We start from the raw sequence: 25,396 nt of genomic DNA, 5'->3' as shown, positions 1-25,396 counted from the left end.
GGCGAGGAGCCTGCGACGAGCCGTATCGAAGCCAGCTCTCAGCTTATCCGGCTGAGCACCGCCTTCGGGCCGGCGAACACCGCCTCGCGGATGTGATTGCGCACCAGTGTCCATGTGGGGCAATCACATTCGGCTTCGACGCCGCGGGCATCGACGCCCTCACCGCGGCATAGCGCGATGGCACGCTCGAGATGGAAGTCCTGCGTGACGATGACCAACCCCTCCGCGCCGAACACCTCCCGGGCGCGACGGCAGCTCGCCGCGGTGTCGAGTCCCAGCGGGTCGTCGACCATGACCTGCGCCGGGACCCCCGCAGCTTCGAGATGGCTCCGCATCACCGCCGGTTCGTCGCCGGCAACGGGAGAACCGTTGCCGGAGTTGATGATTAGTACGACTCGCCCATCCCGGTACAGCTCGGCCGCGACGTCCAGCCGGCCGCGGACATAGTCACCGGGAACGCCGTCCTCCACCAGTGAACCGAGCACCAGTAGCGTCGACCCGTGCGGCACCTGCTCGGCGTCGAGAACCCGGCCACCGGCCACGACGTACATCCAGGTGGCCGCAACGGTGATCCACAGTTCGACGACCAACAGCACCACCAGCAACACCGGTGCGACGAGACTAGCGGCGGACCTCACCTGTACAACCTAGGTGTACGAACGCATCTCACCCAAGATCACCATTCGACGCCGCTCCCGTGACGCCGGACCGATACTGAACTCATCTGCTGCGCTCAGCCCCGACGCGTATCCGACACCCGCGCATCCGACAACCGTGGAAGAGAGTGTGCATGCAGTACATGCCGGTGACCTCGTCGATGTTCCTCCTCGCCGAGACACGTGAGCAGCCGATGCACGTCGGCGGGCTTCAACTGTTCGTGCCGCGCGAGGGCCAGTCGGCGACCGAACTCGTCGAAGAGGTCCTCGAGGCGTTCTCCTCGTGCGCCGAGGTCCATCCGCTGTTCCGCAAGCGCCCGGCCCCGCCGGTCACCATGCTGGGCAACTTCGCCTGGGCCTACGACGCCGAGATCGACTACGACTATCACGTCCGGCGCACGGTTCTCCCCAGGCCGGGGCGCATCCGGGAACTGCTGCGATACGTCTCACTCAGTCACGGCGCGCTTCTCGACCGTTACCGCCCGATGTGGGAGCTGCACATCATCGAGGGGCTCGAGGACGGCCGGGTCGCGATCTACACCAAAATCCATCACTCGATCGTGGACGGCGTGTCAGCACTTCGCCTCCTGCAGCGCATGCTCTCGCCCGACCCTGACGACAGATCCGCATCCGCGCCGTGGGATCCGGCCCTCGTCGGCCAGAAGCGTCCCCGACCGGCTACGTCGTTGCGCGGACGGCTGTCCGGGCTCGCAGATACCGGGCTACAGATCGCCGGCCTCGGCCCGGCGGCCGTCAAGGTGGCACTCGCCGGCGTGCGGGAACCGGACTTTGTGCCGCCGGTGTCCCGCGCGCCGCGAACCATCCTGGACGTGGCGATCGGCAGTGCGCGGCGGTTCGCCGCCCAGCAATGGGAACTCGGTCGGCTGCGCGCGGTCGCCGACGCCCTGGACATCACACTCAACGACGTCGTCGTGGGGATGTGTTCGGGCGCACTTCGGTCATACCTCGTCGATCAGGACGCTCTGCCCGACTCCCCGCTGGTCGCCGCGGTGCCGGTGTCGATGCACACCGACGAGGAGAAAGACGGAAACGCCGTCACCGCGATCATGGTCGACCTGGCCACCGACCAGCCCGACCCCGAACGCCGGCTGAACTCGGTCGTCGCGTCGGCCCGGCAGGCCAAGAACGTCGTCCGCGGCCTGAAACCCTTGCAGGCACTCGCGCTCGGCGCGGCCAATTTCGCGCCGCTCGCCTTCGCGACCATCCCCGGCTTCGTCCAGTACGTGCCGCCACAGTTCAACATCATCATCAGCAACGTGCCGGGACCGTCGGAGCACCTGTACTGGAATGGTGCTCGACTCGACGGCCTCTACCCGGTCTCCATCGCGATGGAGGGCCTGGCGTTGAACATCACGGTGACCAGCACGGCCGAACACATCAACTTCGGGCTGATCGGCGCTCGCGCGCAGGTCCCGAGCCTGCAACGACTGCTGACACACCTGGACACCGCCCTCGAGGAGCTCGAGAAAGTGGCCCACGTCCGCTGACCCCGGAGCGGCCCGAGGGGCGATTTGGGATCCTCCCCACCCTGACTCGACAGTAAGTTACTGGCGAGTATCATTCGGTGTGAGTTTAGACCAGCAAGAATTAGGCCAACCTTGGCAGCGCGCCACCGGCGCGAAGAATTACGGTTACCTGTAGTACACCGCTCCGTGGGGGCAGCCCTGCGCACTTTGTGCGCTTCCTCCGGTGGCGGGACGACCTAGACGAAAGGCCGGTACGCGCCCGTGACAGCCACGACGATTGCCATCGGCACCACAGCAGCGGTGATCAGCCTCTTCTGTTGGTACCTGTTCCTCGGCGGAGTGGTGCGGATGTTCCGCACGATCAAACTCGGCCAGAAGGTCGACGGTTCCCGATTCTGGCCGGTGATTCCGCGCTTGGGGACGATGATCAAGGAATTCATCGCCCACACCCGAATGGTCAAGTTCCGGACGGTGGGCTGGGCCCACTGGCTGGTCATGATCGGCTTCATGGGCGGCGCCCTGCTGTGGTTCGAGGCCTACGGCCAGTCGATCGACCCGACTTTCCACTGGCCCGTCTTCGGTGACACCTTCGCGTGGCACCTCTGGGACGAGCTGCTGGGCATCGGCACCGTGGTCGGCATCATCACCCTGATCGTGATCCGCCAGCTCAACCATCCGCGCGTCCCCGAGCGCATCTCCCGGTTCTCCGGCTCCCGCTTCGGTGCGGCCTACTTCGTCGAGGCCGTCGTCCTGCTCGAGGGTCTGGGCATGATCCTGGTGAAGGCGTCGAAGATCGCGACCTACGGTCACGCCAACGCCTACTCGGACTTCTTCACCATGAACGTGGCGAAGATCCTGCCCGCGTCGCCGACCCTGGTGTCGATTTTCGCGGTCATCAAGCTGATGAGCGGCATGGTGTGGCTGGCCGTCGTCGGCCTGAACACCGACTGGGGCGTTGCGTGGCACCGCTTCTCGGCCTTCTTCAACATCTACTTCAAGCGCGAGCAGGACGGCGGGGTCGCCCTCGGTGCCGCGAAGCCGATGATGAGCCAGGGCAAGGTCCTCGACATGGAGACCGCCGACCCGGACGTCGACGCCTTCGGTGCGGGCAAAATCGAGGACTTCTCCTGGAAGGGTTGGCTCGACTTCAGCACCTGTACCGAGTGTGGCCGCTGCCAGTCGCAGTGTCCGGCCTGGAACACCGGCAAGCCGCTGTCCCCGAAGCTGCTCATCATGTCGCTGCGCGACCACGGCAACGCCAAGGCCCCGTACCTGCTGGCCGGCGGCCGCAAGGACATGGGCGGCGACGAGGTCGGTCTGGTCGACGCCGAGGGCAACGTCCTCGAGGACAAGCTCAACGCGATCCCCGAGGCCGCACGTGCCGAGGCCTCCCGCCAGCTGGTCGGCGAGTCCAAGGGCCGGATCGGCGGCGGCGAGGGCATCGAGTCGGCCGACGGTGAATTCGATCCCGAGGCGCTGGGTGCGGTCATCGACACCGAGACCCTGTGGAGCTGCACCACCTGTGGTGCCTGCGTCGAGCAGTGCCCGGTCGACATCGAGCACGTCGACCACATCCTCGACATGCGTCGCTACCAGGTGCTGATCGAGTCGGACTTCCCGACCGAGCTGGCCGGCATGTTCAAGAATCTCGAGAACAAGGGCAACCCGTGGGGTCAGAACGCCTCCGCGCGGACCGCCTGGATCGACGAGATGGACATCGAGATCCCGGTCTTCGGCAAGGATGTCGAGTCGTTCGAGGGCTTCGAGTACCTGTTCTGGGTCGGTTGCGCCGGCGCCTACGAGGACCGCGCGAAGAAGACCACCAAGGCCGTCGCCGAGCTCCTCGACATGGCCGCGGTCAACTTCATGGTCCTCGGCGAGGGCGAAACCTGTACCGGTGACTCCGCACGACGCGCCGGCAACGAGTTCCTCTTCCAGATGCTCGCGCAGCAGAACATCGAGATGCTGGGCGAGGTCTTCTCGACCGCTCCCGAGCAGCGCAAGAAGGTCGTCGTCACCTGTGCACACTGCTTCAACGCGCTGGGCAACGAGTACCCGCAGCTGGGCGCCAAGTACGAGGTCGTCCACCACACGCAGCTGCTGAACCGTCTGGTCCGCGAGAAGCGCCTCGTGCCGGTCGCCCCGCTCGGCGAGGGCGTCACCTACCACGACCCGTGCTACCTAGGCCGTCACAACAAGGTCTACGACGCCCCGCGTGAACTGATGGGTGCGGCCGGATCGACTCTCACCGAGATGCCGCGTCACGGCGAACGGTCCATGTGCTGTGGTGCCGGTGGTGCCCGCATGTGGATGGAAGAGCAGATCGGCAAGCGCATCAACATCGACCGGGTCGACGAGGCGCTCGACACGCTGGGCGCCGGGAGCGCAGCGAGCGGGCCCAATGGACACAGCGACACCACCGGCGAGGTCAAGAAGGTCGCGACCGGCTGTCCGTTCTGTCGCGTGATGCTGACCGACGGCGTGACCGCCCGGACCAGTGGCACCGAGTCCGAAGGCAAGGTCGAGGTCGTCGACGTCGCCCAGCTGCTCCTCGATTCGGTGAAGCGCGGCAAGACCGAGGTCAAGCTCGGCGGCCGTTACCTCGGACCGCGTCCGAGTGCTCCCGAGCCGGAGCCGGAACCCGAGCCCGAGAAGGTCCCGGCCGCAGCCGCCGCGACCGCGACGGCGACCACCGAGGCAGCTCCGAAGCCGAAGGTCGGACTGGGCATGAAGGGCGGCAAGAAGCCCGGTGCCGCAGCCAAGACCGAGGCGCCTGCGGAGGCTCCTGCCGAGAAGAAGCCCGCGTCCAAGGGCTTCGGCATGAAGGGCGGCAAGAAGCCGGGCGCGGCGGCGAGCAAGCCTGCTGCGTCCGCAGCTCCTGCACCCGCCGAAGCCGAGTCGTCGGAGGCCGTGAAGGCCGAGGCACCGGCAGAGGCGAAGCCGGCCAAGGCCAAGGGCTTCGGCATGGCTGCGGGCAAGCGTCCCGGGCAGAAGACGGCCACCCCGAACGCGGCAGCAGCCGACGCCGGTGTGACCGCCCCCGCCGAGAACAAGGTCGACGAGGCGGAGTCGGCACCCGATGCCGCCCCGACCGTCGACACCGAGTCGGCGACCACCGCGGCCACGGACACATCGGTCGCTGCCGCGACGGGCACATCGGTCGCTGCTGCGACGGAAGAGAAGCCGGGCAAGGCCAAGGGCTTCGGTATGGCTGCGGGCAAGAAGCGTCCGGGCGGGATCGGCAAGGCCGCTCCCAAGCCGGCCGCGGAGGCTCCGGCAGCAGCTCCCGCCGCGGAGGCATCTGCCGCCGAGGCATCGGAGACCGAGGCACCGGCCGCCGAGGCACCGGCAACCGAGGCCGAGCCTGCGGCCGAGGCGCCCCAGGGCGGTTCGGCTGCGGTGCTGACCGAGGAGAAGCCGGCCAAGGCCAAGGGCTTCGGCATGGCCGCGGGCAAGAAGCGCCCCGGTGGCGCGAGCAAGGCCGCTCCGAAGGCCGCGGCACCTGCTGCAGCCCCCGCAGAGGCCACCCCCGCTCCCGAGGCAGCCCCGGAAGCCGAAGCGCCCGCCGAGGCACCCGAGGTCGAGGAGACCCCGGCAGCTGAAGCACCGGCAGCTGAAGCACCGGTGGCCGAGGCACCGGCCGAGACGAACGGGACCGAGGTCCCGACCCCGTCGGACAACGGCTCGGGCGACGCCCGGACCATCGCCGAGACCGGGGCGTCGAAGGCCAAGGGCTTCGGCATCGCGGCCGGCAAGAAGCGGCCCGGCCACAAGTAGTCACAGCAGTACCGAAACGGGCTCCGACCACCACGGTCGGGGCCCGTTTTTCGTGCGCTGGACCACGGTCGGACAGCACTGGCGGAAACCCATTTGCATCCGGCTGCGACAATTGAACCCGTGAGTAGGCCCCATGTGTCGCATCTGAACCAGAACCTCAAGCCGCTCGAGCAGTCGCTCAAGCTGCAGAACGTGTGTTACGAGATCCGCGGACCCGTACACGCGCACGCGCAGCGGCTCGAGGCGGAGGGCCATCGCATCCTCAAGCTGAACATCGGCAACCCGGCTTTGTTCGGGTTCGAGGCACCCGACGTGATCATGCGCGACATGATCCATGCGCTCCCGTACTCGCAGGGATACTCCGAGTCCGCCGGTGTGCTGTCCGCTCGTCGTTCGGTGGTCACGCGGTACGAGCTGATCCCCGACTTCCCCTTCTTCGACGTCGACGACGTCATCCTGGGCAACGGTGTCTCCGAGCTCATCACGATGACCATGCAGGCGCTGCTGAACGACGGCGACGAGGTCCTGATCCCGGCACCGGACTACCCGCTCTGGACGGCGATGACCTCGCTCTCCGGCGGCACCCCTGTCCACTACCGCTGCGACGAGGCGAACGGCTGGAACCCCGACATCGCCGACATCGCGTCGAAGATCACCGATCGCACCAAGGCGATCGTCATCATCAACCCCAACAACCCGACGGGTGCGGTCTACTCACGCGAAGTCCTGCAGCAGCTCGTCGAACTGGCCCGTCAGCATTCGCTGCTGATCCTGGCCGACGAGATCTACGACAAGATCATCTACGACGACGCCGAGCACGTGAACGTCGCGTCGTTGGCTCCCGATCTGCTGTGCCTGACCTTCAACGGCCTGTCGAAGGCGTACCGGGTGTGCGGGTACCGCGCCGGCTGGGTCGTGATGACCGGACCGAAGGACCACGCCAAGGGCTTCATCGAGGGCATGGGCATCCTCGCCTCCACCCGACTGTGCGCGAATGTGCCTGGGCAACATGCCATTCAGGTGGCGCTCGGCGGTTATCAGTCCATCGACGCGCTCGTCTCCCCCGGCGGCCGGCTCTTCGAACAACGCAACGTCACCTGGGAGAAGCTCAACGAGATCCCCGGCGTCAGCTGCGTGAAGCCCAAGGGCGCCCTCTACGCCTTCCCGCGCCTCGATCCCGAGGTGCACGAGATCCACAACGACGAGTTGTTCGTCCAGGATCTCCTGCTGCAGGAGAAGATCCTCGTCGTGCAGGGCAGCGGGTTCAACCTCGGCGACACCAACCACTTCCGCATCGTCACGCTGCCGTGGTCGAGGGACCTCAAGGAGGCCGTCGAGCGGATCGGTAACTTCCTGTCGTCCTACCGGCAGTGATCAGGCTCGGCCACCTCGCCCCCTGAGGTGGCCCAAAGCTTGCGGAAGCCGTCTCAAAGGGGAAGGCCGTCTCGAAGGGCCCGGGTCTTACCGACCCGGGCCTTTTTGGTACCCCGCCGGTTTTCAGCCCGTGTGCACGTGGAATCCGCGGTGAGACGGGTTCACACGAGGGTCTAGACATTTGTGTAACCGTTGGTAACGTGTAACTCCAATCGGGGTCTACAGCGAGGTGACACGGATGTCCGAACAGGCAGTGCAGGGGCGGCCCGAGTGGCGGCGGGGGACGGTGTCCGGCGACGGCGTCACGCTGGCGACCTTCGAACTGGGCGACCCGGGAAATCCGACGGTCCTGCTGGTTCACGGCTGGCCCGACACCCACCACCTCTGGACGCATATCGCGCCCCGACTGGCCGAGAGATACCACGTGGTGGCCTACGACTGCCGTGGCTTCGGCGAGAGCGATCGTCCCAGCGAGGTGGCCGCGTACCGGTTGGCCGAACTCGCCGACGACCTCTTCGCCGTCGCCGAAGCGGTGAGCCCCGATGTTCCCGTCCATGTCGTCGGCCACGACTGGGGTTCGGTGCAGGCATGGGAGGCCGTGAGCCGGCCGCGTGCGCACACCCGCATCGCCTCCTTCGTCTCGGTCTCCGGACCGAATCTCGACCATCTCGGCCAGTTGCTCCGTGAGGGATTGACCCGACCGACGCCGCACCGCGTGCGAACCATTGCGACGCAATCGCTCTCGTCGGCCTACACGGGACTGTTCCATCTCCCCGTCCTCCCGAACGCCCTGCTGACCGCGCTCGGGAATCCGCGGGCGTGGAAGCAGTTCCTACACACCGTCGAGGGCACGCCACCGGAGAACGTCGTGGTCGCCGGAACCCTGCGCCGCGACATGATCACCGGACTCGCGTTGTACCGCGCCAACATCCGCCAGAAACTGATCCGTCCGGAGCCGCGTCCGACGACGGTGCCGGTCCTGCAGGTGGTCAACGAACGCGACATCGCCCTGCGCCCGGCCATCTACGAAAACACCCCGGACTATGCGGCGAAGTTGTGGCGACGCGACACCCCCACCGGCCACTGGCTGCCGTACACCCACCCCGACTACCTGACCGAGACGGTCCTCGACTTCCTCGCCGCACAGACCGGCACCGACGCGCCGCCGACCGTCGAACGGTTGCGGGTGTTCGCCGAACCGAAACCCCTCGCCGGGAAGTTGGTGGTGATCACCGGCGCCGGTAGCGGTATCGGGCGGGAGACCGCGCTTCTGCTCGCCGAACGCGGTTGCGAACTCGTTCTCGCCGACCGGAACCTCGACACCGCCGCCGAAACCGAGCAGGCCTGCAAGGTCGCCGGGGCGGTCGCGCACGCCTATCTCCTCGATGTCTCCGACACCGAGGCGTTCGTGTCCTTCGCCGCGACGGTCCGGGAGCAGCACGGCGTGCCCGACGTCGTGATCAACAACGCCGGAATCGGCTTGGCCGGTGGCGCTCTCGCCGCCACCGACGAGCAGGTCGACCGACTCCTCGACGTCAACCTGCGCGGCGTCATCACCGGGAGCCGAGAGTTCGGTCGGCAGATGGTGGAACGCGGGGTCGGCGGGCACATCGTCAACGTCTCGTCGGCGGCGGCCTTCACGCCGTCTCGCAGCCTCGGGTTGTACTCGGCGTCGAAGGCCGGTGTCCTGCTCTTCTCCGAGTCGCTGCGGGCCGAACTCGCCGAACACCGCATCGGCGTCAGCGCCATCTGCCCGGGCATCGTCGACACCAACATCGTGTCGTCCACGCCGATCGCCGGCCTCGACTCCGATTCCGAACAGACGCAACGGGATCGCCTGGACCGCTTCTACCAGCGCCGAGGCTTCACCCCCGATCGCGTGGCGGCCGAAATCGTCTCGGCCGTCGAGCACAACAAGGCCGTCGTCCCGGTGACACCCGAGGCGAAGGTCGGCTATCGCATCTACCGTTTCGCGCCGTGGTTGTCGCGCATCGGCGCCCGACAGAAGGTCACCGGATGAGCACCGTCGAACGCCCGCGTATTGATCTGTCCCAGACCGACCAGGCCGATCCCGGACCCGTCGAGCTACACGCCCGCAATGTGGCCTTCGACTGGGACAACGTGCCCCTGCACTGGATTCCCGGTCACCCCGTGGCGTCGAACTTCATCAGCGTCCTGAATCTCCTTCTGCCGGAGGGTGAGCGCTGGTTCGTACAGACCTACAACGAGGCGCTGCCGCTGGTCGCCGACGAGGAACTCGCCTCCCGGATGCGGGGTTTCATCGGCCAGGAGGCCATGCACGCCGAGGCCCATGATCACGTGCTTTGGGAGTTCCTCGATCACCACGGCATCGATCCGCGCCCGTATCAGTTGCAGATGGAGTGGATCTTCCGCCGGGTTCTCGGTCCGGCGACGGGCGGTTCCACCGAGGCCCGACACAAGCACCTCGTCGAACGGCTGTGGCTGATCGCGGCGCTCGAGCATTACACCGCGGTGCTCGGCGATTTCGCGTTGAACAACAACTGGGTCGAGGCCGGAGCGCACCCGACGATGGCCGACCTGTTCATGTGGCACGGCGCGGAGGAAGTGGAACACCGCGCGGTCGCACACGATGTCGCGGCCTACTTCGGGGACAGCTACCTGCGGCGCGGACGCGCCATGCTCGTGGTCCTGCCGATCCTGCTGTTCCTGGTGCAGCGCGGTTACCGGTTCATCATGAAGCAGGACACCTCGGTGTCGTACAACTACATCCAGAAGAAGTGGCAGTTCCACCGCGGGGTGCGCGCCAATGTGCTCCCGCCGCTGCGGAGCATCGTCTTCTCCACCTTCAGTTACTTCCGCCCCGGGTTCCGTCCCGAGCAGATCGGCAGCACCGCCCAGGCCGTCGCCTATCTCGCGTCGTCGCCGGCCGCGCGCAACGTCGCCTGAGGAAGTCCGATGAACCAACGCGCACATCCGCATTCGACGAGTCTGACCCAACCGCCCCCGCATCTCTACGGGCGGTGGCGACACGATCCGATCCTCACCGTGGGCACCGCGTTCATGCGAGCCTGGTGGCCCGCGTGGCGCCCGTTGTCCCCGTTGAGGCCGGCACCGGTCAACCCCGGGACCACGCAGGTGCGCATCGTGGATCGCGAGGTCGTCGCGCATGACGAGAACGTGATCGCGTTGACGCTCGCCGCCGCCGAGGGCGGAATGCTGCCGCCGTGGCATGCCGGTGCCCACATCGACGTGCTGCTGCCGTCCGGACGGATGCGCGAGTACTCGCTCTGCGGCGACACCGCCGACCGCGAGCACTACCGCATCGCTGTGCGTCGTATCCCCGACGGCGGCGGCGGTTCGATCGAGGTCCACGACGCCCTGAGGGTCGGGGACGTGGTGTCGATCAAGGGACCGCGCAACGCCTTTCCGATGGCCGTCCCTGGCCATGGCTCACCGGCTCGCCGGATTCGTTTCATCGCCGCCGGGATCGGCATCACCCCGATCCTGCCGATGCTCGCGGTGGCGGAACGTTTCGGGCTGGACTGGTCGATGATCTACACCGGCCGCTCCGCCGACTCGATCCCGTTCCTCGACGAGGTCGCGAGGTTCGGCGACCGCATCACCATCCGCACCGACGATCAGCACGGCCTCCCGACCATGCCGGAACTGGTCGGGGCGGTACCGGATTCCGATGCCGATCTCGCCGTGTACTGCTGCGGACCGGTCCCGATGCTGGAGAACCTCCGCCGCCATCTGGCCGACCGCGCGGACATCGAACTGCACTATGAGCGCTTCAGCCCGCCACCGGTGGAGAACGGTTCACCGTTCACGGTGACGCTGGCGTCCACGGGTGCGCAGGTCCCGGTCGCCGCCGACGAGTCGGCGCTCGCCGCGATCCGTCGGGTGATGCCGTCCGTGCCGTACTCGTGTCAGCAAGGCTTCTGTGGCACATGCAAGGTCAGGACGTTGTCCGGCGACATCGATCACCGCGACAACATCCTGACCGAGCCCGAACGCGAGGCCGGGACCATGCTGACCTGCGTCTCACGCAGTGCCGGCGGGAACCTCACGCTCGATCTCTGACGCCTCTCCCCGATGAGCATCCGGAGCTTGCGTCTCGAAGGCGTCCCTCCCCGCCACCGTGCCGCGCAGCAGGAACACGGCTGCCACGCCGGCTGCGGCGGTGATGGCCACCACCGCCCACACCGCGTTGTGCAGGCCATCCATGAACACTTCCTGGACCGCGGTGCGGACCGTTTCACTCATCGCGGCGGGCACGCGGCCGGCGACCTCGACCCCGGCCATCACCGACTGCTCCGCAGTGGCGACCACCTCACGGGGTAAACCGCTGCCCGACAGCCGATCCCCGATGCCGGCGACATAGGCAGAGGTCAGGATCGAGCCGAGCACCGCGACGCCGAGGGTGCCACCGATCTCGCGGGTGGTGTCGTTGACCGCGCTTCCCGCGCCTGCCTGTTCGGGACGCAGCGCGTTCATGATGAGCTGCGTGCACGGGCCCGAGATGAACGCCAGGCCGGCGGCCATCAGCGACATCGCCCAGATGATCAGTTCCCAGTATCCCGATGTGCGCGAGGACAACTCGACAAGCGCGAACCCGCCGGACATGAGGAAGGCGCCCGTCACCGCGACGTAGCGCGCCCCGAACCGGTGTGAGAGGACCATCGCCACCGGCGACAGCACCGCCATCACGATCGCGAACGGCAGGGTCCTCACACCGGCAGCGAGCGGGCCGTAGCCCTTGACCGCCTGGAAGAACTGGGTGATCAGGAAGATGAACCCGAACAGAGCGAAGAACGCGACGCTGATCATCCCGGCGGCAGTGGCGAAGTGCCGGTTGGCAAACAGCCGCACGTCGAGGATGGGATGCGCGATTCGCAATTGGGTCACCACGAACACGGTGAGGATTGCCAGAGCGGCAACGATTCCGAGGACCGTTCGGGTCTCACCCCAGCCGACGTGCGGCGCTTCGATCAGGGTGTAGGTGAGCAATCCCAGGCCGGCGATCGAGAGACCCACCCCGACGGCGTCGAATCGAGGCACCGCCAGCGGTCGGGTACCGGGCACCACCGCGAGGATCACGGCGAGCGCGGCCAGTCCGAACGGGACGTTGACCCAGAACACCGACGTCCACGAGAAGTGCTCGAGCAACCAGCCACCCATCACGGGGCCGATGGCGACGGCGATACCGGAGACGGCGGCCCAGATACCGACGGCCGTCGCCCGTTCCTTGGCGTCGACGAAGATCGTCGTGATGATGGCCAGTGTCGCCGGGAACACCAGTGCCGCAAAGAACCCGAGACCACCACGGGAAGCGATGAGTTGACCGAGGTTCTGCGACGACGCCGCGAGGATGGACACCCCCATGAAGCCGATGACACCGGTGAGGAGCATCCGCCGGTGACCGAACCGGTCGCCCAGATAGCCGCCGGTCAGGAGGAGACCGGCGAACACGAGCGTGTAGGCGTCGACGATCCATTGCAGGCCGGAGATCCCGGCATCGAGGTCGCGGGCCAGCGTCGGCAGGGCGACGTTGACGATCGTGTTGTCGATCATGACCAGCAGTTCGGCAAAGCTGAGGGCGCCGAGCGCCCACCAGCGTGAACCCATACGTCCAGTACGCATCAGCATTCTCCTGTTCCGCGAGCGAAAGTTCGGATATGGAACGCCGTGCCACTGTTGTAGAACAACGTTCTACCCAAGAAGAACACCGTTCTAGTAGATTGTCAATATGTCCCCCGCGAAGCCGCGCACCCGTACCTCAGCCGCCGAGATCCGTTCATCACTGATCCGAGCCGGCCGCACGATCCTCGAGCGGGATGGCGAGGCGGGGCTGACCGTCCGAGCGGTGGCGGCCGAGGCGAACGTCGCGCCGATGGGCGTCTACAACCACTTCGACGGCCGCGACGGGCTGCTGGATGCGCTGGTCACCGACGGTTACGCCGAGCTGGGCCGAGCGGTGGCCGCCAGCGACGACGATCCGTCCGCGCGTCTGCGGAGCTCGGGGCGCGGCTACCGTCGCTTCGCCACGTCGAGTCCGGTCGTCTACGGGCTGATGTTCTCCGCTCGGTGCACGCCTGAGCTCGAGGTCGCGGCTCATGCCTTCGAGGTATTGGTCGACGTCATCCGCTACGGGCAGGTCGCGGGCGTGGTCGCGACGGGCGACCCGACGACGCTGGCGATGCAGACGTGGTCGGCGGTGCACGGGGCGGTCAGCCTGGAACTCATGGGTGCACTGCCGCCGAACGTGGGAGCCGACGCGAACTACGAGAACGTCCTGGATTTCATCGCGCGGGGACTGCGGGCACAGCCCGCCGAGTGACGGCGTGCCCGACCGATTCCCGCCTGGTCGTCCCCGCCCGACTGATTTCCGCCTGGTCGATCCCGCCCGGTTACGGCAGGACGATCGGCGGGAGACCGGGGATCGGGTTCGGGATCGTCACGCCGCGCTGCGGCCGCGGTGCGCGGGACCGCGGCCGTGGTGGTGAGGGTGCCGGCTCGTTGGTCGTCACGGGCGGTGGCGGTGGCGTGTAACGCTGCGCCGGTTGACGAGCCTCCGCGAAGATCGCCGGATCGGCGTACTCCTGGGTGGTCGGTGCCGTCGTCGCCGGCGTGGTCGGACCCGCAACCGGCGCCGGCGAGGAGTCGTCACTCCCCGCGGCCAGCGCCATCGCGACTCCGATGACAGCGAGCGCGCAGACGAGTGCCACGCCGGCCAGTACCCGCTTCGCCGTGCGCCGAGAACCAGCCGGCGTCGAACCGGGCTGAGGGATGGGCGGATACGACTCCGGCACAGGGACGTTCGCGTGCGGCGACACGGCCGGTTCGGGCGTGTGCTCGTCGGCCGGCGCGGTTTCGTGAACCGGAGTGGTTTCGTGAACCGGAGTGGGCCCGGAATGCATTGTCAGGGCGCCGAAAGCCGTTGCGGGGCCTGATTCCACCGGTTGCGCGACCGGCGACTGGAGATTCTGCTCGACACCGATGACCGGGAAATCGCCTGATCGACCGGGGTTTCCGGCATGCGGGGCGAACGGCAGCGAGAGTTTCTCGGTGGGGGCGTCGTCCGGCGTGGTGCCGGCCACCTCCGGGGCGAGTTGGTCGGTGACCTCGCCGGCGGAGAGCTCCGGCGAATCGGCGACCACAGGTTCAGGTTCGGCCCTGGTCTCACCTTCGGCAGCGGACTCGACCTTGCTGTCGACAGTGTCGGCTTCGCGGCGGTCCGCGGTCTCGGCTGCCTCTGCGGCCGTGGATGCCGGGGGTTCGACCGCGCCTCGCTCGGCGTCTCCGGGTGTCGGCTCGGCCGGGTCCGGACTGTCGGAGGTCGCGGTGGCCTCTGCGGGATCAGCGCTGCCGCCGTCCTCCGCGACGGCATGCTTCGTGTCATCGGTCGCGTCAGGGAGACGCTCATCGGGTTCGGCGAGATCGGCGCCGGCATCTGTGTCGCTGACGCCGGGTTCCAGGTCGTCGGGCTGTGCGGGGGCGGCTTCGACCGGTGCCTCCGCCGGTGCGTCGGCCGCAGGTTCTCCGACGGGCGTCGGCGGGTTGTCGGTGGCGGCCCTGTCGCCGGGATCGGCGGCAGGCACTTCTGGCTCGGACTCGTTCCGGGGTCCGTCGAGCGGTCCGGTTGGCACCGGAGCCGTCATCGGGCCGGGAGCGGCGTCGACGACCGGTACCGGTACGGCTTTCGCGATCCCGTCGCGGAGGCCGGGCCACACGCCGAGGCCGTCGGTGATGACGACTGCATGGGCCTGCGCGCCGGCCACCGCCGCACGAGCCAGATCCTCCCCGCGTGCGATGAGCGCACCACCGGCCTCCTCGACATCTCGCCGCGCCATCCGGAACAACCGAATGTGTTGGCGTCCCATCAGAAACGTGCCATCGGAATCCTGCAGTCGTTCACGTCCGCGCGAGATGAGATCGAAGAGTTCGTCCTGCCACTCGGGCGAGGTGGGCGATTCGACCCGGCCGATTCGGGTCAGGTGGTCGGCGATGGCACGATCGAGCGCTCTGAGTGAGAGCGCGGCGTCGGCATAGGTGTCGGCGACGGTGCCGCGGGAGGTGTCGAAGCGTCCGACCGACACGCATCCGTTCCCGTCGAGTCCCAGGAGGACCACTCGAGCGTCGCCGTCCAGCCCGCGCAGACGGAGTTTGGACCGCACGTCGTCGAGCACTGCGGGCTCCACCGGGCGCTCTGCTGCCGCAGAGGCCGGTCCCACAGCCGAATCGAACACCGTGTCGGTCATCTGATAATTCCTGCACTTGTGTGCACCTCGCCCAGCACGCCCCCACGGCGAGAAGGTGCCCCCCTGATCACATCGCGGGGTTCAACCTAACACGTGTACGGAGGGAACCGCTTTCGACGGCGAGCCGTTCACCTGCGTGAACGAACTGGTTGTCCCGGTTTTTCGCGCGGGCACGGGACCGCCGAGCGCGCGGTAGTCCCACCCCGCCGACCGCCAGGCCTGCGAGTCGAGGCAGCGTCTGGCGTCGACGATGCGCTTGTGCCGCACCACCGATGCGAGCTCGTCCGGCGACATGTGCACGAACTCCGCCCATTCGGTTGTGACCACGACAACATCCGCTCGATCGCACGCGGCGCGTGCCGAGGTGGCGTAGCTCAACATCGGCTGTACCCGGCGCGAGTTCTCCATGGCCTGAGGGTCGAACACGGTGACCGATGCGCCGTCGAGCGCGAGACGGCCGGCGACGGCGAGAGCGGGCGAATCCCGCACGTCGTCGCTTTCCGGTTTGAATGCGGTTCCGAGTACGGCGACATTGCAGCCCAGGACTTCTCCCCCGAGCGCTTCGGCAACCAATTCCGCGGCGGCGCTGCGTCGACGCATGTTGATGGCGTCGACCTCGCGCAGGAACCCGACTGCGCGCGGCGCACCCATCTCATCGGCGCGGGCGGTCAGTGCACGGATGTCTTTGGGCAGGCAGCCTCCGCCAAAGCCCAAACCTGCGTTGAGGAATCGTCGCCCGATCCGGGCGTCGTGCCCCATCGCGTCGGCGAGCGTGCCGACGTCGGCGCCGGCGATCTCACACAGTTCGCTCATCGCGTTGATGAACGAGATCTTCGTGGCGAGAAATGCATTGGCCGATACCTTGACGAGTTCGGCAGTGGCCCAGTCGGTCTCGATGAACGGGATTCCGGTTTCCAGGACCTCGCGGTAGATGTCCCGGACCACCTGACCGGCCAGGGATTCCGCCTGCGGGACCTGCGGGTCGTCGACGAGTCGCCCGACACCGAGGACCATACGGTCGGGCGAGAGGGTGTCCTCGACGGCGAAGCCCTCGCGGAGGAACTCCGGACTCCATGACAGCTCGATCTCGGCTCCCGGCGCCGAGAGGTTCGAGATCCGTTGCGACAGTTCCTCACACGTGCCGACGGGGACGGTGGACTTGCCGATCAGAACGTGTCTGCCCCGGAGCGTGGGAACAAGTGCATCGACTGCCGCGTGGACGTGGGACAGGTCGGCGCGATGACCGCGCACCTCCTGCGGGGTGCCGACGCCGATGAAGTGGACCGAGGCGTGGTCGGCGGCTACCGAGTGGTCGGTGGTGAAGCGCAACCGGCCGGCGTCGAGGTTGCGGCGGAGGATGTCGGCGAGCCCGGGTTCGAAGAACGGGACGTCACCGGCCTGCAGGCGTTTGACCTTCTGTGGGTCGATGTCGATACCGACGACGTCGTGTCCGAGTTCGGCCATGCAGGCCGCGTGCGTCGCGCCGAGATAGCCGCAACCGATCACCGTGAGCTTCATGGTTGCAACGATTACCCAGGTGGGCCTGCCGCCAACCAACCGTTGCGTGGCGGGTGGTGATCGGGTGGGTGAACGTCAGTCGACCGCCGCCGGTTGGGTAGGCGAGAAGCCTGCGACGAGCCGTATCGGAACCTGTCGCGCAGTCAGTCGTTTTTGATGAAGTTCAGGTACGCCTTGGACGGGGTGGGGCCGCGTTGTCCCTGGTATTTCGACCCGACTTTTTCACTGCCGTAGGGGTGCTCAGCCGGGCTGCTGAGGCGGATGAGGCAGAGCTGCCCGATCTTCATGCCTGGCCACAGCGTGATCGGGAGGTTGGCCACGTTGGAGAGTTCCAGGGTGATGTGGCCGGAGAAGCCGGGGTCGATGAAGCCTGCGGTCGAGTGGGTCAGGAGGCCGAGGCGACCGAGCGACGACTTACCTTCGAGGCGCCCGGCGAGGTCGTGGGGCAGGGTGCACACCTCGAGAGTGGAGCCCAGCACGAACTCACCCGGGTGCAACACGAACGGCTCACCCGCTGTCGGTTCGACGAGGGTGGTGAGTTCGTCTTGGCGTTGGGCCGGGTCGATGTGGGTGTACCGGGTGTTGTTGAACACGCGGAACAGACTGTCGAGCCGGACGTCGACGCTGGAGGGCTGGACGAGCGCAGGGTCGAATGGATCGATGGCGAGGCGCCCGTCAGCGATCTCGGAGCGGATGTCGCGGTCGGAAAGCAGCACGTGTCGAGGTTATCGAATGGTCAGGGTGGATCTGCGGCGGTATCCGTCGGCCCCGCCTTGTCTGCCTCGACCCGCGTGCCGAACCGGCGCCGGTGAGCGTCGGCCCGCATCCGGCTGAGTACCTCGTCGGTGCGGTGGGCGCGGTTCACCCGTGGCGTCTGATCCGGGTGTGATCGCGGTGGATGCCAGATGACGCGACCTGCGTCGACCCCGTCCGCGACGATCGTGGTCGCCCACTGGTCCTCGCGTGTGCCGACCGCCCGGTTGTGCGCGCCGCATGTGGTGGTCAGGTTGTCGATGTCGGTGGGGCCGTTCTCGGCGGCCCACTCGATGACGTGGTGGAGTTCGCAGTCGAAGGACGAACGGGTGCAGCGTGGGCACGTGCAGCCGCCGTCGCGGCCCACTGCGGCGATCCGCTGCGGTCGGGATGCCAGACGCTTCGAGCGCCCGAGGTAGAGGACCTCGGCGGTGTGGTCTCGAAAGACCTCCAGGTGCTGCTGCGCCTCGGCGGCGAGCTCGACGGCGTCTTTGATCGGGAGCAGTGCGCCTGTTGCGGTGCGCGCGGGAGCTCCGGCACGCTCTCGGAGCGCCGACTCGGTGATAGTGACGATGACGTGCGGTGGCAGTCCGTGGTGAGAACCGCCGAGGGCGCCGCCGTCGAGGACGCAGCGCAGCAGTGCGCTGAACGCGTCGTGGTTGCGTTTCTCGGTCGAGCGGTCGTCACGCTCGGCCGCCGCCGCGAGGGCTTCGGGGTCGGCCTCTGCCGGATCTCCGATGGGTGACGACGGATCGTCGGGGTTGTTCATGCCGGGCGCTGCCCACACCGCCAGCACGACGTCGAGCATGGCCCGCGTCTTGGGGTCGAGCGTCGCCGTCAGTTTGGACATCAATTGTGCGTCCTGCGGCCCGAGCCGCATGCCCCTCATGCGTGCACGGTCTCGGTCGTCGGTGAGAGTGCCGTCCGGGTCGAGGTGGGCGAGGATGCGTGCGCCGAGTTCGCGGAGCGAGGCCGGGTCGTACTCGCGGGCGTAATGGGCGAGCGTCGCCTCCGCGGCTTCGCGGTCTGCAGTGTCGACGCCGGCCGGGATCTTACGCATCACCTCGACGATGACATCGACGTTTCTGCCCGAGATACCGCCGTCGGCAACGCCTTTCGCGGTTTCCGGAAACCTCGGCTCAAGAACTTCACCTTGCATGTCGGGGAACCTGCCGATCGCCCACACACGGTTGAGGAGTCGGTTGGCCTCGCCCCTGCGGTTGAGCACGCTTGTGACGAAGTTGGTGACCGTCTGACAGCCCGCCTTGCGGTAAGCGGAGCGCTCGTCGATGGCGACCATGTGGTCAGCGAAGAGTGACAGCATGCGACGCTCGGCGCGCTCATGCTCGATCGCGACCTTGAGCAGGCCAGTATCGGAACAGGCGGTGGACGCCGTCTCGCTGATCTCGTCCAGCAGCGCGTGCAGACGCTCGTACTGGTCGAGAAGAAGTGGTTGTGGTGCAGATGGCTCGCCGAAAGCCATGATCAAACCCCCGTCATCATGGCTAACTCGAAACTATGTTCGAGTCTACGTGCGTCCCCGCAGGTGCGCAACCCGTTCTGCGAAGAATTTTCGCGCCGCTCGCGAAGACCCCGACCCCGGTTTGCTAGGCTTTCGGTCGCGAGCCCAGCGCTCGCACGCCGATGTAGTTCAATGGCAGAACATCAGCTTCCCAAGCTGAATACGCGGGTTCGATTCCCGTCATCGGCTCCACACGTACCGGTGCGCCTTCGGACGGCGCCGCGCATATCGCGAGCAACCAATCTGGCGCGCATGACATTTCAGGTCCCCTTCGGTGTCCGACGTCATCCTGCATGCAGACTCGACACTTCCCCGTCCGGCTCGGCAGATCCTGCGGGCCAAAGCCGGTCCGCCGGCGACGATTCCCCCTGGTAGGCCCTGGACAACCCTGCGAATCGATCTCTACCCGTTGCGGAGATGTATACAACCGGCTAGCGTGTTCGACGTGAGAGTGTTGCGTGTCACACGGCCGTTACATGACGAAGATACCCTCACGAACTCGTAATCAGGTTCTCCATCAGGGACTTAGCGTTCACCCCGCTCAACGTCGAGCGCAGGAGACCGTCGTACAACCAGCCCTCGGTGTACACAATCATCTCAATATCTAGGAAGAAGGCCACCGGATGGATTCAGTGTCCGTTCCTGCCGTTGCCGCCTCGATCGCCGTCATGGTGCTCGGCGGCGGTGCGCCCCTGGCGGCAGCGCTCATCCTCAACTGGCGTGACCGGGTCAAGTCGAAAGGCGCCGACCAGTGAGTTTGCAGACAGTCTTCACCATTCTGATCGCGGTCTACTTCGTCCTGATCCTCGTCGTCGGAATACGTAGCAACAAGAAGATCAGCACGTCGTCGGACTACAGCGTCGCCGGCCGGAACATGGGTCCGGTCCTGGGCACGATGACTTTCACCGCCACTTACGTCTCCGCCCTGACCGTGATCGGTCTGGTCGGCTCGGCGAATGGCATGGGACTCGCGTTGGTCCCGTACACGTTCGTCGGCCTCGGCTGCGGATTGTTGTTCCTCGTGCTCCTGTCCAGTCGGGTCCACCGGGCCGGTCGCACGTCGGAGAGTGTTCCCGAGTTGCTGGGAAAGCGGTACGGGGACAAGACGGTTCGCGTCACCTCGGCCGGCACCATCGTCATCGCCTATTTCGTGTACCTGATCGCCCAGCTCTTCGCGGTCGGCATCCTGCTCTCCACGACGATCGGTTTCAAGGTCTGGGCCGTGATCCTGGTGGTCGGCACCATCTTCGTGCTCTACACCCTCACCGGCGGTATGCAGGCCGTCGCCCGTACCGACGCCTTCCAGCTGGTGGTGCTCGTGGCGGCAGTCCTGCTCGCCCTCGTCCTGGTCATCACCAAGGTCGGCAGCGACGGACTGAGCTGGAGCGACGGGCCCGGCCTGTCGCAGTTCCTCGGCGGCCCGGTGCCGAGCGCGATGCTCGCCTTCGGCTGGGGCCTCTCGTGGGGACTCGGAGTCGCCTGCATGCCGAATTACCTGCAGCGCATCCTGTCCTGCCCGGACGTCCGAACCACTCGACTCGTGCTCGGCTGGGGTTCGGCCATCTCCTTCTGGCTGGTGAACGCGCCCATCCTGGTCATCGGCATCGGTATCGCCATCATCGACCCGACCATGACCGGCGACTCGGCACTGCCGTCATTCCTGCTGACGCACGGCGGCACACTGATTGCCGCACTGGCGCTCACCGGTCTGATCTCCGCGGTGATGTCGACGACCGACTCGCTGCTCCACGTGATGGGCGTGTACTTCGGACGCGACATCCTGTGCACCCTGCGGAAGATCGACGACGACGCGAAAGCACTGAAGCTCGCCCGGATCTCGACCGGCGTGATCGGCGCACTCGCGGTGGCGACGGCCACCTACATGTCGTTCAGTCCGCTACCGCTGATCCTCACATTTGCGTCCTACGCCGTTTCGCTGCTCGCCGCCGGACTGTTCGTCCCGCTGTTCATCGGCCTGCTCTGGCCGGGGGCGTCGAAGACCGGCGCCGTGGCGTCGATGGTTGTCGGCGTCATCGTGCTGATCGTGTTCGAGGTCCTGCGCAAGCAGGGCGTCATCGAGCTCCACGGCATCGTTCCCACGGTGGTGTGCGCGATCATCGCGATGATCGTCGGATCGTGGTGGGACGGCCGACGGGCGGAGTCGACGACGCCGCAGTCCGATGAGTCCGATGAGGTGGAACAACCGGTCGCCGTTCCGACGGTGTGATCGACCCGCGGCCGGGCTGTCGTCTCGCAGAGAATGCGACACGGCAGCCCGGCTGTGTCATGTGCTCACCCCGCCGTCCACAATCGTGAGATGCCGAGCGGAACATCCTCATACGGCAGCTTCTCCCGGGACGGTTCGACGATCCGGACGGAAGCCGTCGCCGACCGCGCGATGACCGACCGGATCGGCCGCACGCATTACCTGAACCAACGGCTCGTGTGGGTCGTGCTGATCCCGGCGCTGTGCATCGTTCCGGGAGTCTCGCTGGTCGTCGGCGAGATCGACGAGCCGGCTACCGTCGTCCTCGCCTACGTGCTACTCGGAGTGGTCGGTGGCCTCGTCATGCTGGCGGTGCTCACCTGGGTGCTGCTCTACCAGACGGGACCTCGCGAATGGGCACTCAAGATCCCCGAGGGGACACAGGTGTCCGCCGAGTTCGGACCGCACGAGATCTCGTTCGGATGGGTCGGCGCGCGGTCGACCCTGCCGGCATCGGGCGTCCGGTGGGTCAAGCACCGAACACGTACCGCGACAACGACTATCGCAGGGATGGGCACCACGTTGATCATCCCGAACGAACTGGTGCCGCTCGAGGTCCGCGACCATCTGCTCGCCCGATTCGATCCACGGCCGCCGCTCCTCGGCCGACGTCGCACGACCGCCCCGCCGCCGTCCTCGATCTCATACTCGGCGCACCGCACAGTGGTTCGCGACGGCGGCACCGTGCACATCAGCTGCGTCGCCGACGACGGACTCCCCGACCGGTTGCAACGGTCTCTACGCAGAGGGCCTGTTGTCCCCGCGACCTTCGCCGCCGTGCTGGTACCGCTGGTCGCCCTGCTCTACTTCGGCGCCTACGTCGTGGCGGTCATTCTGGCGGCGGCGCTGGTGTTGCTGGCGGTTCTGTTCTTCACACCGTTCGCCGGTCGGTGGTGGTTTCGTCGGACGGTGGCACCGGGAACGACGATCTCCGCCGAGTACGGACCCGACAGGATTCGTCTGCGTCTCGGCGCGTATGACCGGACCATCGACCGGACGTCGATCCACCGAGTGAAACGAGTGGGCACCGCGCTGCAGGTGTCACCACGCACCGCGACCGACGTGCTGCTGATCCCCGACGAACTGGTTCTGCCGGACATCGCCGAAGAACTACTCGCAGAGTTCGGCCGACGCCCAGGGTGGCGCAGGCTGGTCGACGCCCTCCGACGCTGACCCGTTCGGCGTACACACTGCGTCACCCCTGTTGATCCCCGGATCACACAAACCCCGGCCCGGGGAATGCACCCACCCCGGCGACCGTTGCGCGAAGAGTCAACGACATCTTCGGAAGAGGTACAGCATGAAGATCGGGATCATCGGAGCAGGATTCATCGGCGGAACGCTGACTCGTCGACTCACCGAGCTGGGACATGAGGTCCGCGTGTCGAATTCGCGCGCGCCCGAGACACTTGCTGACCTGGCCGAGGAAACCGGTGCTACAGCCGTGTGGGCGAAGGACGCAGCCGAGGACGCCGATCTCGTCATCGTGTCCATTCCGCAGAAGAACACACCTGACCTGGCCCCGGGCATCCTCGACGCCCGCAAACCGGGCGCACCGGTCATCGAGACCAACAACTACTACCCGCAGCAGCGCGACGGGAAGATCGAGGCCATCGAGAACGGCACTCCCGAGAGCGTGTGGGTGTCCGAGCAGCTCGGTGTGCCCGTGTACAAGGTGTTCAACGGGATCTACTGGAAGCACCTGCTCAAGAAGGGTCTCCCGGACGGCGCCGAGGGTCGGATCGCACTGCCGATCGCGGGCGACGATCCGGACGGCAAGACGATCGTGTTCGCCATCGTCGACGAGCTCGGTTTCGACCCGGTCGACGCCGGACCGCTCGCCGAGTCGTGGCGTCAGCAGCCGGGAACGCCCGTCTACGGCAAGGACTTCGGCGTCGACGACACGCTCACGGCGCTCAAGGAAGCCTCACCGGAACGCACCCCGGAGTGGCGCGCAGCCTGAGCACGTAGGTCAATCGCACAATGCACGGGTGAGCGCCGGACCGATCTCGAGTTCGGCTGACTCACCCGTGTGCGAGATGGTCACGGCGCGCCCGTCGGACGTCGCACCGGTGATCGTGGTGAAGCCGACCACATTGCCGGTGTGTCCGACGAACCGCGCGCCGCAGGGCAACTCGGTGTACCCGACCCCGAGACCGTAGGACATGCCGTCGTCGTTCCCCATGTCGACGCCGTCGAGCATCTGACGTAACTGTTCCAGGGGCAGCACCTCTCCGGCGACCAGCGCTGCATAGAATCGATTCAAGTCCGCGCCCGTGCTGACCAGCGAGCCCGACGTCCATGGCAGCGACGGTTCCATCGCTGTCACGTCGATGATCTCGCCACCGTCCGCCGCGTACCCGACGAGATACGGTGCACGAAGCCCGGTTTCGCCGGTCCTCGGCATGTAGGTGTCCCGCAGCGCCAGCGGTTCGAGAATCCGGTCGTCGAGCTCGTCACGGTATTCGCGTCCGGTGACGGCCTCGATCAGCATTCCCGCGACCAGGTAGTTCGTGTTGGTGTACTGGAATCGAGCGCCCGGCGGGAACTGCGCCGGATCGCGAAGCGCGATCTCCATCTCCTGCGTCGGCGTGTAGGTGTAACCCTCGAGCGCCGCGGTGTGCTCGTTCTCCCCTAGGCGGCCGGTGATCTCGGGAAGACCGCTGCGATGTCCCAGAATCTGGCGCACCGAGATCTCCCGGCCGTCGACACCGTCGCCGACGATGAGCCCCGGCAGATAGGTGTCGATGGACCGGTCGAGGGCGACCCGCCCCTCGCCGACCAACTGCAGCACGATTGCCGCGGTGAAGGTCTTGGTCACGCTGCCCACCCGAACGTGCTGCGGCTCGTCGTCGGGGATGGCCGTTCCCTCATCGCGATCAACGAAGCCCGCTGCCACGACGACGTCGTCACCGTCCTCACCGAGTGTGGCGACCGCGCCGACGGCCCCGGTGTCAACCAGCGAGACGAGGTCGGCGCGGACGGCGTCCAGGCGCCGTTCCCTCCCATCCGTTCCCGATGAGGCGATCAGACATCCGGACAGGAACACCACGAAGGCGCAGAGGACCAGAACAACCGGGCGAAGGCGCATGCCCCAACGCTAGGAGGGCGCGACCGACGGCCACATCGCGCAAAAGTACAGGCGGGTACTCCATCCCTGGTATGAGATCCGTCAGTCGCCAATCGCCCGTCGACAGCCGAGATTCTCTCGCCGCAGAGGTCGCGAACCGTGTCGCCGGCCGACACGATGTGCGACCCCCTACCGGCGGTGCCGACGCGTCCCGCACCCACGACGTACTCCTCGCATGGAGACGCCCGGAACGGTCACCGCCGCTTCGGACGCACCCCGGGCTTCTTACGACCGCTCTTCCCCGGGACCTTGCCCGCGGCTTCGCGCGCGGCACGCTTCGCGGCGGCCTTCTCCTTGGCCGACCGTTTCGGCGCAGGTTCGGACTGTCCCCTCGACGATGTCGCCTTGCGGCCGCGCACGATCCCGATGAACTCGTCGGCGAGTTCGGTGGTCGGGGCCGGCCACAGCAGGCCGACGGTGCCGGTCGGCGCGTCGGTGACCGGGCGGTAGACGAGATCCTTGCGGTGGTGCAATCGCGCCAGCGACTGGGGCACCAGAAGGACCCCGATGCCCGCGGCCACGAGTTCGATTGCGTCGCCGGTGGTTTCCGGACGGTGCTCGACGGCGGCGCCGGGGCCTCGATACGCGTCGTCCTCGCTACGCTCGGTCGGCGCTACTCGGCCGGCAGAAATACCCGCGTCCTCGCCACGCTCGGTCGGCGCTACTCGGC

Annotated in this window: 19 protein-coding genes and 1 tRNA gene; 12 read left to right on the top strand and 8 right to left on the bottom strand. The window is 67.0% G+C overall.

What is annotated here, in order from left to right; translation table 11 throughout:
• Positions 1 to 38 precede the first annotated feature (38 nt).
• The gene (locus OK17_RS20645) at positions 39 to 551 is read right to left on the bottom strand and encodes a SanA/YdcF family protein (RefSeq protein ID WP_461418595.1); all 513 of its coding nucleotides are present in this window, start codon (positions 549 to 551) and stop codon (positions 39 to 41) included.
• Between the two features lie 239 nt (positions 552 to 790).
• On the opposite strand from OK17_RS20645, the gene OK17_RS20640 reads away from it, so the two are divergent.
• From OK17_RS20640 to OK17_RS20615, 6 genes are all read left to right on the top strand, one after another.
• Positions 791 to 2,164 (top strand): WS/DGAT/MGAT family O-acyltransferase, encoded by a 1,374-nt coding sequence (locus OK17_RS20640; protein ID WP_461418594.1) that lies wholly within the window; start codon positions 791 to 793, stop codon positions 2,162 to 2,164.
• 240 nt (positions 2,165 to 2,404) lie between these two features.
• On the top strand, positions 2,405 to 5,920 hold the full coding sequence (locus OK17_RS20635; RefSeq protein ID WP_461418593.1) for a (Fe-S)-binding protein: 3,516 nt from the start codon (positions 2,405 to 2,407) through the stop codon (positions 5,918 to 5,920).
• Positions 5,921 to 6,040: 120 nt separating this feature from the next.
• A complete protein-coding gene (locus tag OK17_RS20630) occupies positions 6,041 to 7,294 on the top strand; it encodes a pyridoxal phosphate-dependent aminotransferase (protein ID WP_006868898.1) in 1,254 nt (417 codons plus the stop codon).
• A 238-nt stretch (positions 7,295 to 7,532) separates the two neighbouring features.
• A complete protein-coding gene (locus OK17_RS20625) occupies positions 7,533 to 9,314 on the top strand; it encodes an SDR family oxidoreductase (RefSeq protein ID WP_461418592.1) in 1,782 nt (593 codons plus the stop codon).
• Positions 9,311 to 10,222: a metal-dependent hydrolase gene (locus tag OK17_RS20620; protein ID WP_461418591.1), complete on the top strand. Its 912-nt coding sequence runs from the start codon at positions 9,311 to 9,313 to the stop codon at positions 10,220 to 10,222. Before OK17_RS20625 ends, OK17_RS20620 begins: the two co-directional genes overlap by 4 nt.
• Positions 10,223 to 10,231: 9 nt before the next feature.
• Positions 10,232 to 11,359: a PDR/VanB family oxidoreductase gene (locus tag OK17_RS20615; RefSeq protein ID WP_232717765.1), complete on the top strand. Its 1,128-nt coding sequence runs from the start codon at positions 10,232 to 10,234 to the stop codon at positions 11,357 to 11,359.
• On the opposite strand, the gene OK17_RS20610 is transcribed toward OK17_RS20615, so the two are convergent.
• Positions 11,321 to 12,919, bottom strand: coding sequence for a DHA2 family efflux MFS transporter permease subunit (locus OK17_RS20610; RefSeq protein WP_461418590.1), 1,599 nt, complete (start codon positions 12,917 to 12,919; stop codon positions 11,321 to 11,323). The two genes, OK17_RS20615 and OK17_RS20610, sit on opposite strands and share 39 nt — an antisense overlap.
• 106 nt (positions 12,920 to 13,025) lie before the next feature.
• Between OK17_RS20610 and OK17_RS20605 the strand changes: the two genes are divergently transcribed.
• Entirely contained in the window at positions 13,026 to 13,616 is a 591-nt protein-coding gene (locus OK17_RS20605; protein ID WP_461418589.1) for a TetR/AcrR family transcriptional regulator, read from the top strand.
• A gap of 70 nt (positions 13,617 to 13,686) precedes the next feature.
• Here the strand turns inward: OK17_RS20605 and OK17_RS20600 are convergent, their stop codons facing one another.
• The 4 genes from OK17_RS20600 to OK17_RS20585 all read right to left on the bottom strand — a co-directional run bounded on the left by OK17_RS20600 (position 13,687) and on the right by OK17_RS20585 (position 19,291).
• Positions 13,687 to 15,537 carry a hypothetical protein gene (locus OK17_RS20600; RefSeq protein WP_461418588.1) on the bottom strand — a complete coding sequence of 617 codons (1,851 nt, stop codon included), beginning with the start codon at positions 15,535 to 15,537 and terminating at the stop codon, positions 13,687 to 13,689.
• Positions 15,538 to 15,618: 81 nt separating this feature from the next.
• On the bottom strand, positions 15,619 to 17,055 hold the full coding sequence (locus OK17_RS20595; RefSeq protein WP_461418587.1) for a UDP-glucose dehydrogenase family protein: 1,437 nt from the start codon (positions 17,053 to 17,055) through the stop codon (positions 15,619 to 15,621).
• A 143-nt stretch (positions 17,056 to 17,198) separates the two neighbouring features.
• A complete protein-coding gene (dcd, locus tag OK17_RS20590) occupies positions 17,199 to 17,771 on the bottom strand; it encodes a dCTP deaminase (protein WP_232717760.1) in 573 nt (190 codons plus the stop codon).
• 20 nt (positions 17,772 to 17,791) lie between these two features.
• Positions 17,792 to 19,291, bottom strand: coding sequence for an HNH endonuclease signature motif containing protein (locus tag OK17_RS20585; RefSeq protein WP_461418586.1), 1,500 nt, complete (start codon positions 19,289 to 19,291; stop codon positions 17,792 to 17,794).
• A 157-nt stretch (positions 19,292 to 19,448) separates the two neighbouring features.
• Between OK17_RS20585 and OK17_RS20580 the strand changes: the two genes are divergently transcribed.
• The 5 genes from OK17_RS20580 (at position 19,449) to OK17_RS20560 (ending at position 23,559) form a co-directional block, all read left to right on the top strand.
• Positions 19,449 to 19,522, top strand: a tRNA-Gly gene (locus tag OK17_RS20580).
• A gap of 431 nt (positions 19,523 to 19,953) precedes the next feature.
• Entirely contained in the window at positions 19,954 to 20,085 is a 132-nt protein-coding gene (locus tag OK17_RS20575; RefSeq protein WP_255220633.1) for a hypothetical protein, read from the top strand.
• A complete protein-coding gene (locus OK17_RS20570) occupies positions 20,082 to 21,557 on the top strand; it encodes a sodium:solute symporter family protein (protein WP_232717758.1) in 1,476 nt (491 codons plus the stop codon). Before OK17_RS20575 ends, OK17_RS20570 begins: the two co-directional genes overlap by 4 nt.
• Before the next feature lie 90 nt (positions 21,558 to 21,647).
• Positions 21,648 to 22,769: a hypothetical protein gene (locus tag OK17_RS20565; RefSeq protein WP_232717757.1), complete on the top strand. Its 1,122-nt coding sequence runs from the start codon at positions 21,648 to 21,650 to the stop codon at positions 22,767 to 22,769.
• A 31-nt stretch (positions 22,770 to 22,800) separates the two neighbouring features.
• Positions 22,801 to 23,559 (top strand): NADPH-dependent F420 reductase, encoded by a 759-nt coding sequence (locus tag OK17_RS20560; protein WP_461418584.1) that lies wholly within the window; start codon positions 22,801 to 22,803, stop codon positions 23,557 to 23,559.
• 9 nt (positions 23,560 to 23,568) lie between these two features.
• Here OK17_RS20560 and OK17_RS20555 read toward each other — a convergent pair whose 3' ends face one another.
• Both OK17_RS20555 and OK17_RS20550 read right to left on the bottom strand, forming a co-directional pair.
• Positions 23,569 to 24,687 carry a serine hydrolase domain-containing protein gene (locus OK17_RS20555; RefSeq protein ID WP_461418582.1) on the bottom strand — a complete coding sequence of 373 codons (1,119 nt, stop codon included), beginning with the start codon at positions 24,685 to 24,687 and terminating at the stop codon, positions 23,569 to 23,571.
• A gap of 233 nt (positions 24,688 to 24,920) precedes the next feature.
• Positions 24,921 to 25,396 (bottom strand): LysR substrate-binding domain-containing protein (locus tag OK17_RS20550; protein WP_461418581.1); only part of this gene is annotated, 476 nt, incomplete at its 5' end.

The organism is Gordonia sp. GN26 (assembly GCF_054823965.1).
This window is presented reverse-complemented; position numbering and strand designations above follow the sequence as displayed.